Source organism: Rhizobium sp. RU33A (genome assembly GCF_900156055.1).
Taxonomy (GTDB): domain Bacteria; phylum Pseudomonadota; class Alphaproteobacteria; order Rhizobiales; family Rhizobiaceae; genus Allorhizobium.
In genome coordinates this window covers 663,799-675,825 of the sequence record NZ_FTMQ01000002.1, presented here as the reverse complement: position 1 = coordinate 675,825, position 12,027 = coordinate 663,799, and the positions used below count along the sequence as shown (strand labels likewise).

General features: G+C 61.2%; 12 protein-coding genes. 9 read left to right on the top strand and 3 right to left on the bottom strand.

Going from position 1 to position 12,027, the window contains the following annotated elements; all coding sequences use genetic code 11:
• Nucleotides 1–20: 20 nt before the first annotated feature.
• Both preA and BW978_RS09170 read left to right on the top strand, forming a co-directional pair.
• Nucleotides 21–1,334, top strand: a complete 1,314-nt coding sequence (gene preA / locus BW978_RS09175; protein ID WP_076394290.1) for an NAD-dependent dihydropyrimidine dehydrogenase subunit PreA — start codon at nucleotides 21–23, stop codon at nucleotides 1,332–1,334.
• Nucleotides 1,335–1,501: 167 nt separating this feature from the next.
• Nucleotides 1,502–4,195 carry a bifunctional diguanylate cyclase/phosphodiesterase gene (locus tag BW978_RS09170; protein WP_083697545.1) on the top strand — a complete coding sequence of 898 codons (2,694 nt, stop codon included), beginning with the start codon at nucleotides 1,502–1,504 and terminating at the stop codon, nucleotides 4,193–4,195.
• Between the two features lie 19 nt (nucleotides 4,196–4,214).
• On the opposite strand, the gene BW978_RS09165 is transcribed toward BW978_RS09170, so the two are convergent.
• Nucleotides 4,215–4,847 (bottom strand): exopolysaccharide biosynthesis protein, encoded by a 633-nt coding sequence (locus BW978_RS09165; RefSeq protein ID WP_076394289.1) that lies wholly within the window; start codon nucleotides 4,845–4,847, stop codon nucleotides 4,215–4,217.
• Between the two features lie 144 nt (nucleotides 4,848–4,991).
• On the opposite strand from BW978_RS09165, the gene BW978_RS09160 reads away from it, so the two are divergent.
• Entirely contained in the window at nucleotides 4,992–5,933 is a 942-nt protein-coding gene (locus tag BW978_RS09160; RefSeq protein WP_076394947.1) for a DMT family transporter, read from the top strand.
• Here BW978_RS09160 and BW978_RS09155 read toward each other — a convergent pair.
• Nucleotides 5,923–6,576 (bottom strand): TetR family transcriptional regulator C-terminal domain-containing protein, encoded by a 654-nt coding sequence (locus BW978_RS09155; protein WP_076394288.1) that lies wholly within the window; start codon nucleotides 6,574–6,576, stop codon nucleotides 5,923–5,925. The two genes, BW978_RS09160 and BW978_RS09155, sit on opposite strands and share 11 nt — an antisense overlap.
• A 286-nt stretch (nucleotides 6,577–6,862) precedes the next feature.
• Here BW978_RS09155 and BW978_RS09150 point away from each other — a divergent pair, with 286 nt between their 5' ends.
• The 5 genes from BW978_RS09150 to BW978_RS09130 are packed head-to-tail and all read left to right on the top strand — an operon-like array spanning nucleotide 6,863 to nucleotide 10,674.
• Complete coding sequence (locus BW978_RS09150; protein ID WP_076394287.1) at nucleotides 6,863–8,116, top strand: Zn-dependent hydrolase; 1,254 nt, start codon at nucleotides 6,863–6,865, stop codon at nucleotides 8,114–8,116.
• Between the two features lie 38 nt (nucleotides 8,117–8,154).
• On the top strand, nucleotides 8,155–8,367 hold the full coding sequence (locus BW978_RS09145; RefSeq protein WP_076394286.1) for an antitoxin MazE-like protein: 213 nt from the start codon (nucleotides 8,155–8,157) through the stop codon (nucleotides 8,365–8,367).
• Between the two features lie 20 nt (nucleotides 8,368–8,387).
• On the top strand, nucleotides 8,388–8,747 hold the full coding sequence (locus tag BW978_RS09140; protein ID WP_175616862.1) for a type II toxin-antitoxin system PemK/MazF family toxin: 360 nt from the start codon (nucleotides 8,388–8,390) through the stop codon (nucleotides 8,745–8,747).
• A complete protein-coding gene (hydA, locus tag BW978_RS09135) occupies nucleotides 8,744–10,201 on the top strand; it encodes a dihydropyrimidinase (RefSeq protein ID WP_076394275.1) in 1,458 nt (485 codons plus the stop codon). Before BW978_RS09140 ends, hydA begins: the two co-directional genes overlap by 4 nt.
• Nucleotides 10,202–10,233: 32 nt before the next feature.
• A complete protein-coding gene (locus BW978_RS09130; RefSeq protein WP_076394273.1) occupies nucleotides 10,234–10,674 on the top strand; it encodes a hypothetical protein in 441 nt (146 codons plus the stop codon).
• 8 nt (nucleotides 10,675–10,682) lie between these two features.
• On the opposite strand, the gene BW978_RS09125 is transcribed toward BW978_RS09130, so the two are convergent.
• Complete coding sequence (locus tag BW978_RS09125) at nucleotides 10,683–11,096, bottom strand: cupin domain-containing protein (protein ID WP_076394271.1); 414 nt, start codon at nucleotides 11,094–11,096, stop codon at nucleotides 10,683–10,685.
• A gap of 124 nt (nucleotides 11,097–11,220) precedes the next feature.
• Between BW978_RS09125 and BW978_RS09120 the strand changes: the two genes are divergently transcribed.
• Complete coding sequence (locus tag BW978_RS09120) at nucleotides 11,221–12,009, top strand: ABC transporter ATP-binding protein (protein ID WP_076394269.1); 789 nt, start codon at nucleotides 11,221–11,223, stop codon at nucleotides 12,007–12,009.
• Nucleotides 12,010–12,027: the final 18 nt, after the last annotated feature.

The window sequence follows — 12,027 nt, the reverse complement described above, 5'->3', positions numbered from 1 at the left end:
CTCTCGAGAGGATTTGAAACATGGCTGATCTTCGCAATAACTTCGTCGGCATCAAGTCGCCCAACCCCTTCTGGCTGGCTTCGGCCCCGCCGACCGACAAGGCCTACAATGTCGAGCGTGCCTTCAAGGCAGGCTGGGGCGGCGTCGTCTGGAAGACACTCGGCTCCGAGGGACCGCCGGTCGTAAATGTCAACGGCCCGCGCTACGGCGCGATCTGGGGTGCTGACCGCCGCCTTCTCGGCTTGAACAACATCGAACTGATCACCGATCGCCCCCTGCAGGTGAACCTGCAGGAGATGAAACAGGTCAAGATGAACTGGCCGGACCGGGCGCTTGTCGCCTCGATCATGGTCCCTTGCGTCGAGGAAGAGTGGAAGGCGATCCTGCCGCTCGTGGAAGAGACCGGTGCTGATGGCATCGAGCTCAACTTCGGCTGTCCGCACGGCATGTCCGAACGCGGCATGGGGGCCGCCGTCGGACAGGTACCGGAATATATCGAAATGGTCGTTCGCTGGTGCAAGCAGTATACCCGCATGCCCGTCATCACCAAGCTGACGCCCAACATCGCGGATATCCGCAAGCCGGCGCGTGCGGCAAAGGCGGGCGGCACGGATGCCGTCTCGCTGATCAACACGATCAACTCGATCGTCTCTGTTGATCTCGACAGCTTTGCCCCCTCGCCCACCGTCGGCGGCAAGGGCACCCATGGCGGCTATTGCGGTCCGGCGGTGAAGCCGATCGCGCTCAACATGGTCGCCGAGATCGCCCGCGATCCGGAAACCTATGGTTTGCCGATCTCAGGCATCGGCGGTGTGACAACCTGGCGCGATGCGGCTGAATTCCTGGCGCTCGGGGCCGGCAATGTGCAGGTCTGCACGGCGGCCATGACCTACGGCTTCAAGATCGTCCAGGAGATGATATCAGGCCTCAACGACTGGATGGATGCCAAGGGCCATGCCAGCCTCGACGACATCTGCGGTCGCGCAGTGCCCAACGTCACTGACTGGCAGTATCTCAACCTCAACTACATCGCCAAGGCCCATATCGACCAGGACGCCTGCATCAAATGCGGCCGCTGCCACATCGCCTGCGAGGACACCTCGCACCAGGCGATCACGAGCATGGTCGATGGCGTCAGGCATTTCGAGGTGATGGAAGACGAATGCGTCGGCTGCAATCTCTGCGTCAACGTCTGTCCCGTCGAGAACTGCATCACCATGGTCGAACTGCCAACCGGCGCCCTCGACCAGCGTACCGGCCGCCCTGTCGATCCGAATTATGCCAACTGGACGACCCATCCGAACAATCCGATGGCCGTGCAGGCGGCAGAATAGTCTCGGTCAAGCAAGTCCGGCCCGCTTGCGGGCCGGATACCTTTCGGCAGAAGAAAAACTCGAACTTTCGCCCACACCTTCAGAAATTATTCAGCGCTATACTCCACCATCCCGCCATCGGGACTGACCGCATATTCGTCAGACCGGGCCAGCCGGGCAAGGAGACCATGGCGATTAAGAGCAAGAATACGGATGGTGGATCGAGCCTGCGATCGCGCCTGCAGATCCTCATTCCGAGCGCCATCGTCCTCGTCGGCGTCGCCGTGTCTGCCTTGTATGCCGACCTTCAGCAGCAGCGATTAAGCCGCGAGGCGGCCCGCAATGCGGTCGAGGAAAACCTGGGCCTGATCCGCACCAAGCTCGAAGCCAACATCAACGCCAATATAAAGCTTTTGCAGGGCATGGTCGCGGTGATCGGGACCGAGCCTTATGTCACGCAGAGGCGTTTCGAGGCGCTGGCATCCAGCCTGCTTTCGACGCCCTCCCAGATCGGCAACATCGCCGCGGCGCCGAACTTGATCACGAGTTTCGTCCACCCTTACGAGGACAACAAATCCTTCATCGGGCATTGGATACTCCCGCCACCGAATGGCGAGGAAGAGGCGCGTCAGTTGCGCGACGAGGGCAGGACCATCATCAGCGGCCCGCTGCCGCTCAAGAATGGCGCCATGGGCCTCATCATCACACTGCCCGTGAAGATGACCAATGACGAGGGCAACCGGGTCTTTTGGGGTGGCTTGGCGGGCGTCGTCGATGTCGCGAGGCTCTATGACGACAGCGGGCTCAGAGCCCCCGATCTGCCGCTCGCCATTACCATTACCGATGACAGTCAGAAAACGGGAAGCCGGGCCGTCATCTACGGCGACAGCCACATCCTGACCGACGATCCGGTCACAATGACCGTAGATTTCGGCAACGAGAAATGGTCCATTTCGGCAGTGCCCAAGGGTGGCTGGCACGCGATGAGCCGCCCCGACATCCTGATCCGCGGCATGATTGCCGCCATGTCTGCGCTGATCGCCGGCAGCGTCATCTGGGTGGCCGGCCTGATGCGGGAGCGGCAGCGCAACTATGCGGCTTTGCGGCAACGCGAGGAGCAGTTGACAGCGGTATCACACCGATTGGGTCTCGCGCTGGACGCCTCGCGGATCGGGATCTGGGAGCTTGATCTCGCCTCCGGCCAGATCACCTGGGATGAGCGAATGTACCAGATCTATGGCGTCAACCGCGATGTTGCGGCCTGCTACGACGTCTGGAAATCCTGCGTACACCCCGACGACCTAGCCGCATCGGATGAAGCGCTCGCGAAGGCAATCGAGAAAGACACTCTCTACGAGACCCAGTTCCGCATCATCCGCGACGGCGGTGAAATCTGCCACATCCGAACCGTTGGCGCGATTTCCAGAGATGAAAAAGGACCGGTCAGCGTGCTAGGCGTTAACTGGGATGTCAGCGCCGACATCAATCTGCAGGAGAACCTCCGCAAAGCGCAGCGCGAGACGGCACAGCGCAACGAGGAACTGGAAACCGCACGGCAGCGGATGGAATACAATTCGCTGCATGATGCGCTGACTGGCCTGCCCAATCGCCGCTATCTGGACCAGCGCCTTGAGGCACTGGTTGCAGGCGCGGATCGGCCCGGCGGGAGGCTGACCGTGCTCCACATGGATCTGGATCGCTTCAAGGAAATCAACGACACGCTTGGCCATGGTGCCGGCGACGCCATTCTTCGCCATGTCGCGCAGGAACTGCAGAGCATGGTCGGTGAATGCGATTTCGTCGCGCGCATCGGCGGCGATGAATTCGTCATCGTCTGCCAGGGCTGCGATCTCTCCGAAGGCTACGAGGCCATGGGGTCGAACCTGATCTCAGCCGTTAACCGGCCCATCGTCTACAACGGACACGAATGCCGTGTCGGCGCATCGATCGGCATCGCCGACAGGATCGAGCCCGAACTGACCGCCGAACAGCTCCTCGTCAATGCGGACATCGCGCTCTACGAGGCAAAACGCCGTGGCCGCAATCGCGTCGAGCGCTTCAACGACCAGCTGCGCGCCCGTACGATCAACATCAAGCGCACCGCCGACGCCATTCTTCGATCCTTGGGCGATGACGATTTCATAGCCTGGTATCAGCCGCAATTCGATGCCCGAACGCTGGCGATCAACGGTGTCGAGGCGCTTGCCCGCTGGCGTCACCCGGAAAAAGGCATCCTCGCACCCAACGCATTTCTCGAAACGGCCGAAAACCTCAATGTCGTGTCCCAGATCGATGCGAGTATTCTCGATCAGGCACTCGAGCAGCTGGCGCACTGGAAGACCGAGGGCTTGGGCATCGAGCATGTCTCGGTCAACATCTCTGCCCAAAGGCTGTTCGAGGATAAGCTGCTTGACCACCTGACCAGGCTAGACTTCAAGCCGGGCAGCCTTTCATTCGAATTGCTGGAATCGATTTCCTTCGACGACAAGGCCGACGCCGTGGCGGAGAGCCTCGAGCGCATCCGCACTCAGGGCATTGCCATCGAAATCGATGATTTCGGCACCGGTTACGCCTCAATCCTCTCGCTGATCAAGCTATCGCCGAGCCGCTTGAAGATCGACCGGCAACTGGTGGCCCCGATCGTCAACAGCCCGGCGCAGCGCAAGCTGATCAGCTCGATCGTTGATATCGGCCGCTCCTACGGGATCGGCATCGTCGCAGAGGGCGTGGAAACCATGGAACATGCGGCGATCCTGCGCGATCTCGGTTGCCAGACGCTGCAGGGCTACGCGCTGGCGCGGCCGATGAGCCCGGACAGTTTCATCGATTTTGCAAGGAAACATGCCCTGCAGCGCGAGGACCTGCTGCAGCGAAGCGCGTGAACCGTGCTGAGGCGATGGATCAACCGAGCAGGCTCTGGCCGGCGGCGAACCCGGCATAGGCAAGCGCCGAGAAATAGACGAGCGTCAGCAGCACCATCAGGTGTCCCATGGCAACGACAATTCCGTCCCGTTGAGAAATGCCCGTCGACAGAAGCAGGATCGCCACACCGGGCAGCGTGTTCGAGAACGGAATGAAGCCGAGCGGCATCATCAAGAGCACGCCGGCGGCCGTCAGAACGACACCGTTGATACGGTTGACCAGCGCCCCGTGCGTTAGGCCCAGCAAGCGGGGACGGACATAATGGTCGACCTTTCTCAGGATCTTGAGACCTCGCTCCAGAACTGGGACGAGGCGCGCCCGATCGAGCTTGCGGTCGGCCACCTTCTTCGGCAGCCACGGAAAGCGGTTGAAGGTGATCGCGATCCCGATCAGCACGATGCCGGCACCGAAGACAGTCGAGACACCCGGGATCGAAACAGGCACCAGGAAGGGGAGAGACAACAGGCCGCAAAGCAGCAGTAGCCCGCTTTCACCCATCTTCTGAAGGATCTGCCGCAGCGTGACGTGATCCTCATCCATCGAGTCGATCACATCCTGCAGCACCGCACTGGTGCTCTTGTCGGTATCAGTGAAGCCGATCATCGTTGTCATAAGGTCCGCTTTCGATTAACTGCCGGAAGGATCTAGCGGGGCGGCGCATGGTGCGCGCATCCGCCGGGATCGCAGATGAATGAGAAAGACGGTCGGGTCAAGTCACGCAAACGGCGAGACGGGCTTGGAGCCGAAAGACATCCGATGACAGAGCAAGCCCCACCCGTCACCTCCTCCGTGAACCGACATACCGTCCATGCCAAGGGCCGGGAAAAACTGAAGGCGCATGCGGCGATGCTGCTCTTTGCCGCCCTGATCGCCGGGTCCTTCTCCTTCGGCGGCATGGCGGCGCAGCACATGAATGCCGGTCCGCTGACCCTCTGGCGTTACCTGATGACGGTCGTCGTCATGGGTGTCCTGACCTTCGGCATCCTGCGCGTTCCGTTCCGAACACCGCAGCGGATCTGGCGATTCGCCCTGCTCGGCGGCCTGATCGCCGTCTACATGCTGACCATGTTCGTGGCGCTGGAATTCACCAGCCCTGTGCAGACAGGTGCCGTCTTCACGCTGATGCCATTGATCAGCGCCGGCTTCGCGCTTCTCTTCATCGGGCAGAAAACTCGCCCGGAGGTGTTCATTGCACTCGTGATTGCAGCCCTCGGTGCGATCTGGGTTATCTTCCGCGCCGACGTCCAGGCGATCCTGTCCTTCGATGTCGGACGCGGCGAACTGATCTTTTTTGTCGGCGTCATCTGCCACGGTGCCTATGTGCCGCTGATCCGCAAGTTCAATCAGGGAGACAACCCGGTTGCCTTCGGTTTCTGGGTCGTGGTCTTTACCATCCCCTGGCTCCTGCCAACCGGTGCCGTACCACTCGCAACGGCGGATTTTGTCAGCCTGCCTCCCATGGTCTGGGCGACGATCGCCTATTTGTCGATCGTGACGACAGCGCTCACCTTCATGCTGCTGCAATACGCTTCCATGCGCCTGCCGGCACCCAAGGTTTTGGGCTACGGCTATCTAACGCCGACCTTCATCATCCTGCTGGAAGGCCTCATAGGCCACGGCTGGGCAAGCCCGGCCGTCTTCCTTGGAGCACTGGTGACAGCGGCCGGACTTCTGGTGATGGGTCTGCTCAGGGACTGACGTCAGGCTTCAGGATGAGGCCGTGCACGAAGAGACCTTCGAGGAAGGACGCGGCCGTCTCGAAGCGGTGCTCGCCTTCGCGGCCCGCTCCCAGCACGGACCGGACCTGGACGTCGAAGTCAGCATAATGCTGCGTCGTCGACCAGATCGAGAAGATCATGTGATGCGGGTCGCATTCCCGGATCTTGGCCGCGGCAATCCAGGCCCTGATGACCTCGGCCTTCTCGTCCACGAGCTCCTTCAACGGCCCTTCGAGCACGCCGGCGATATGCGGCGCACCCTGCAGGATCTCGTTGGCAAACAGCCGGCTTTCGCGCGGGAACTCCCGCGCCATCTCCAGCTTGCGGCGTATATAGGACCTGATCTCGTGTTCGGGGTCGCCGTCTGCGTCGAAGGCCTGCAGTGGCTCCAGCCAGTTCTCCAGCACACGGTCGATCAGCGCCCGGTGCATGGCTTCCTTGGTGCGGAAATAGTAGAGCAGGTTGGGCTTCGACATGCCCGCGACCTCGGCGATCTGGTCGATCGTCGAGCCGTGGAAACCCCGCTGCGAGAACACCTCCAACGCCGCCTCCAGGATGAGCTCCTCCTTCTCCTCCTGGATTCGCGTCCGCCTCTGGGTTTGCGCCGCTCTCGGTATTGCCATCTTAGAGTTGTTCCCCGCCTAAGATACTGAACTCGCTCAGCAATATTGAAGCCCAAAATCTGGGCATCTGCTTTATTTTTTGTCGCAGAATTTTGCCGATTTCGTCTTGAGTGCCGTGATGGAAGTTGTAATGTTTTACCAGTCGGTCAAATTATTGGACAGATGTCAAATAAAGGCAACTGCCGATACGACAGCGGAAAAAACAACACAAGCCGCTGCTGCTGACCCCGGGGAACATGGGAATCGGGCGGAAGATCCGGTTCTGACAAACAGGTGAGGATCTGCAATGACGGCGCAACCCGGCAACAACCTTCGCGTGAACGGCGATCGTCTGTGGGACATGCTCATGGAGATGGCGAAGATCGGCCCCGGCATTGCCGGCGGCAACAATCGCCAGACCCTGACCGATGAAGACGCCGAAGGCCGCCGCCTCTTCCAACGCTGGTGCGAGGATGCGGGGCTGACCATGGGCGTCGATACCATGGGCAACATGTTCATGACCCGCCCCGGCACCGACGCCGACGCCCTGCCCGTTTATATCGGCAGCCATCTCGACACCCAGCCGACCGGCGGCAAGTATGACGGCGTGCTCGGCGTGCTGGCAGGCCTTGAAGTGATCAGGTCGATGAACGACCTCAACATCAAGACCAAGCACCCCATCGTCGTCACCAACTGGACCAATGAGGAAGGCGCCCGTTTTGCGCCCGCCATGCTGGCATCCGGCGTCTTCGCCGGCGTGCTCACCCAGGATTACGCCTATGCCCGCAAGGACATGGACGGCAAGACCTTCGGCGACGAGCTGAAGCGCATCGGCTGGCTGGGCGACGAAGTGGTCGGCGCCCGAAAGATGCACGCCTATTTCGAGTACCACATCGAACAGGGGCCCATCCTCGAAGCCGAGGACAAGCAGATCGGCGTCGTCACCCACTGTCAGGGCCTGTGGTGGCTGGAGTTTACACTCACCGGCCGCGAAGCCCATACAGGCTCCACCCCGATGAACCTGCGCGTCAATGCCGGCCTTGCCATGGCCCGGATCATGGAGATGGTCCAGAACGTCGCGATGAGTGAACAACCCGGCGCCGTCGGCGGCGTCGGGCAGGTGAAATTCTCGCCCAACTCCCGCAATGTGCTGCCCGGCACTGTTGTCTTCACCGTCGACATTCGCACGCCGAGCCAGGAGAAGCTCGACCGCATGCGCTCGACGATCGAGGCCAAGGCCGCCGAGATCTGTTCGGCGCTCGGCGTCGGCTGTTCGGTTGAGGCCGTCGGCCATTTCGATCCGGTCACCTTCGACGAAAAGCTCGTCGCCTCCGTCCGCAAGGCGGCCGAAGACCTCGGTTATTCCCACATGAACATCATCTCCGGCGCCGGCCACGACGCCTGCTGGGCGGCCAAGGTCGCGCCGTCGACCATGATCATGTGCCCGTGCGTCGGCGGATTGAGCCACAATGAAGCGGAGGAGATTTCCAAGGAATGGGCGAGCTCGGGATGCGACGTGTTGCTGCGGGCGGTTCTGGAGACGGCGGAGATTGTGGCGTAGGATCAGGGCTTGCGAACAGTCCTGAACGGGAGCGAACCATGGGACGACCGAGGGAATTGTCACAGGAAGAGCGGGCTGACCTGTTGCGGCGTGGCTATCGAGCGATCGAACTCTGGGTGCCCGATCTCGATAACGAAACCATGCGAGCCCAGCTCGAAGAGGAGGCGCGAAGAATCGCTGAAGGTGAAGATCAGGACGACGTGACCGACTGGATCCAAGCCGTCGGCCCGATCGACTGGGACAAGCTGTGACGCTGACGCGAGGGGACATCGTGATCGCAGTCTTTCCGGGGGAATTGGGCAAACCAAGACCCGCGGTGATCCTTCAGAGGGATGAACTCCTCGGCCTATTCAGCACGATCCTCTGCTGCCCGATGACCACGCATCTGATCGACGCTCCAACGCTTCGTCCGATCATTGTTCCAAGTCCTGAGAATGGTCTGCAAGAAATCTCGCAGATCATGGTCGAAAAACTCTGCCCCTTGAGGCGGGATGTGATCCGGCAGCAGATTGGAAGACTTACGACCGGCGAATTGAAGCGGCTCGAAACCGCTCTGATCCACATTACAGGCCTCGGTCTGGCCAGCGCGCCGAGAAACGAAGGCGAAAACGGAGGAAAACAACTGCCATGACCACCACAGTCATCAAGGGCGGCACCATCGTCACCGCCGATCTGACCTACAAGGCCGACGTCAAGATCGAGGGCGGCGTGATCGTCGAGATCGGGCACAACCTCTCCGGTGACACCGTGCTGGATGCGGCCGGCTGTTACATCATGCCTGGTGGTATCGACCCGCATGTGCATCTCGAAATGCCCTTCATGGGCACTTATTCGGCGGATGATTTCGAAAGCGGCACGCGCGCCGGCCTCTCTGGCGGCACGACCATGGTTGTCGATTTCTGTCTGCCGGGGCCGGATCAGTCGCTGCTCGAAGCGCTCCAGATGTGGGATAACAAGACATCCCGCGCCACGGCCGACTATTCCTTCCACATGGCGATCACCGGCTGGAACGAACGCGTGTTCGACGAGATGAAGACGGTCGTCCAGGATCGCGGCATCAACACCTTCAAGCACTTCATGGCCTACAAGGGCGCGCTGATGGTGAATGACGACGAGATGTTCGCCTCCTTCCAGCGCTGCGCCGAACTCGGCGCGCTGCCGATGGTGCATGCCGAAAACGGCGACGTCGTCGCCTCGATGACGGCCAAGCTGCTCGCCGAAGGCAATAACGGTCCGGAAGCCCATGCCTATTCCCGTCCGCCTGAGGTCGAGGGCGAGGCCACCAACCGTGCGATCATGCTGGCCGACATGGCCGGTGTTCCGCTCTATGTGGTGCACACGTCATGCGAACAGGCGCATGAAGCCATCCGCCGCGCCCGCCAGAAAGGCATGCGCGTCTATGGCGAGCCGCTGATCCAGCACCTGACGCTCGACGAGAGCGAATATTTCAACAAGGACTGGGACCATGCCGCCCGCCGGGTCATGTCGCCCCCCTTTCGCAACAAGCAGCACCAGGATTCACTCTGGGCTGGCCTGCAGTCGGGTTCGCTCTCTGTCGTCGCCACCGACCACTGCGCCTTCACCAGCGAACAGAAGCGCTTCGGCGTCGGCAACTTTGCCAAGATCCCGAACGGCACCGGCGGGCTTGAAGACCGTATGCCGATGCTCTGGACCTATGGTGTAGCAACCGGTCGCCTGACGATGAACGAATTCGTCGCGGTCACGTCGACCAATATCGCCAAGATCCTCAACATCTACCCGAAGAAGGGCGCCGTCCTCGTCGGCGCCGATGCCGACCTCGTGGTCTGGGATCCCAAGCGCTCCAAAACCATCTCCGCCAAGTCCCAGCAATCTTCGATCGACTACAATGTCTTCGAAGGTAAGGAGGTCACCGGCCTGCCGCGCTACACGCTGACCCGTGGCTATGTCGCGATCGAGGAAAGTGCTGTAAAAACCCGCGAGGGCCACGGAAAGTTCGTCAAGCGCGAGCCGTTTACCGCCGTGAACAAGGCACTCTCCACCTGGAAGGAACTCGTGGCGCCGCGCAAGGTGGAACGCACGGGCATTCCGGCGACGGGGGTGTGAGGGTGAGGGTGACGCCAGCAAACAGGACATGGTTGCTGAAGACTGCCCGTTTCGGCCTTGGCTACGCGGCTGCCGTGTTTGTCGGCGTCATGGGCATCTGGGCAACCCTGGAGGTGACAGATGCGTTCACTTACGGCCGCCTGCCGCGCTTCATGCTCTTTCCGGGTTCGATCCTGCCGGTCCTTCGGCTGACCCTGGAGATCCTGCCGGTTGCCTTGTTGCTGGCTGCCCCTTTCACCTTGCTGGCGACCTGGGTGCTGCTGCGAATGCGTTGGAACCGCTGGTGGCATTTTGCCATCGCGGGTGCCGCCTGCCCCCTTTCCGGCATCGTCCTTTTACAACTGGCAACCTGGGGCCGCTTCTTCAATCAGAACGAGGCATCAATGGCGATGTCGCTCGCTCCGACAGGCATGATCTGCGCGATCATCTACAGGTGGATCGCCCTGCCCCAGACAGAAGGTCTGGCCAGATGAACACTGCGCTACACCTCGACCAAGCCATCCAGTTCCGGCAGCAGAACCACGCTCTCCTGCTCGTTCGGGTCGGTGCGCGCGATGATCGCCGTGCAGGGCGCGTTCGACAGGTTCGCCGGCAAATGCGGCACGCCGGCCGGAATGTAGAACAGCTCGCCCGCGTGAACCACGACATGGTTCTCCAGCCGGTCGCCATACCAGGTATGTGCCTGGCCGGAGAGCATGTAGATCGCCGTCTCGTGGCTCTCGTGCAGATGCGCCTTGGCCCGCGCGCCGGGCGGCATGGTCAGCACATGCATGCAGATGCCCTTGGCGCCCACAGTCTCGGCCGCAATGCCCTCGAAATAACTCAGCCCCTGCTTGCCCTCATAGGTGTGGCCGGGCTTCACGATCCGGCAGGTGGGCTTTGCTGATGCGTCCATTGACCTCTCCTCCTCCGTCTGGCGGCAAGTCCGCCACTCCCAGTCCGCTGCTCCCGAGCGGCCGCATGTCAAAAGAATGCAAGAGGCAGGCTGCCTTTGCAACAAACCCGATTGGTCCTAGCGCATGAATGCACCCTACTCCGTCGTCTCGGCCAAAAACCTGAGCCTCACCTTCGAGACCAATGACGGGCCGGTCCACGCCCTGTCGAATGTCGATCTCGAGGTGAAGAAGGGCGATTTCGTCTCCTTCATCGGCCCCTCCGGCTGCGGCAAGACCACCTTCCTGCGCGTCATCGCCGATCTGGAAAAACACACCGCCGGCGAGATCACGGTCAATGGCATGACACCGGAAGAGGCCCGCAAGGCGCGCTCCTACGGCTATGTCTTCCAGGCAGCGGCCCTCTATCCCTGGCGCACGATCGAAAACAACATCGCGCTCCCGCTCGAAATCATGGGCTACAGTGCGGCGGAAAAGAAGAAGCGCATCGAGCAGACGCTGGAGCTGGTCAACCTCTCGGGCTTTGCCAAGAAATATCCCTGGCAGCTCTCAGGCGGGATGCAGCAGCGGGCCTCGATCGCCCGCGCGCTCGCCTTCGACGCCGACCTTCTGCTGATGGACGAACCCTTTGGCGCGCTCGACGAAATCGTCCGCGACCACCTCAATTCCGAGCTCCTGAAGCTCTGGGACCGCACCAACAAGACGATCTGCTTTGTAACCCATTCGATCCCCGAGGCCGTCTACCTCTCCACCAAGATCGTCGTCATGAGCCCTAGGCCCGGCCGGGTAACTGATATCATCGAGTCGACGCTACCCAAGGAACGCCCGCTCGACATCCGCGAGACCCCGGAGTTTCTCGAGATCGCCCACCGGGTACGCGAGGGTCTGAAGGCGGGGCATAGCTATGAGGAATAGTTCCGTGATTAAGGGGAT

Bases quoted from the DNA above. Each gene is read 5' to 3' on its own strand.
- preA (WP_076394290.1), top strand. From the start codon at position 21: ATGGCTGATCTTCGCAATAACTTCGTCGGCATCAAGTCGCCCAACCCC.
- BW978_RS09170 (WP_083697545.1), top strand. From the start codon at position 1,502: ATGGCGATTAAGAGCAAGAATACGGATGGTGGATCGAGCCTGCGATCG.
- BW978_RS09165 (WP_076394289.1), bottom strand. From the start codon at position 4,847: ATGACAACGATGATCGGCTTCACTGATACCGACAAGAGCACCAGTGCG.
- BW978_RS09160 (WP_076394947.1), top strand. From the start codon at position 4,992: ATGACAGAGCAAGCCCCACCCGTCACCTCCTCCGTGAACCGACATACC.
- BW978_RS09155 (WP_076394288.1), bottom strand. From the start codon at position 6,576: ATGGCAATACCGAGAGCGGCGCAAACCCAGAGGCGGACGCGAATCCAG.
- BW978_RS09150 (WP_076394287.1), top strand. From the start codon at position 6,863: ATGACGGCGCAACCCGGCAACAACCTTCGCGTGAACGGCGATCGTCTG.
- BW978_RS09145 (WP_076394286.1), top strand. From the start codon at position 8,155: ATGGGACGACCGAGGGAATTGTCACAGGAAGAGCGGGCTGACCTGTTG.
- hydA (WP_076394275.1), top strand. From the start codon at position 8,744: ATGACCACCACAGTCATCAAGGGCGGCACCATCGTCACCGCCGATCTG.
- BW978_RS09125 (WP_076394271.1), bottom strand. From the start codon at position 11,096: ATGGACGCATCAGCAAAGCCCACCTGCCGGATCGTGAAGCCCGGCCAC.
- BW978_RS09120 (WP_076394269.1), top strand. From the start codon at position 11,221: ATGAATGCACCCTACTCCGTCGTCTCGGCCAAAAACCTGAGCCTCACC.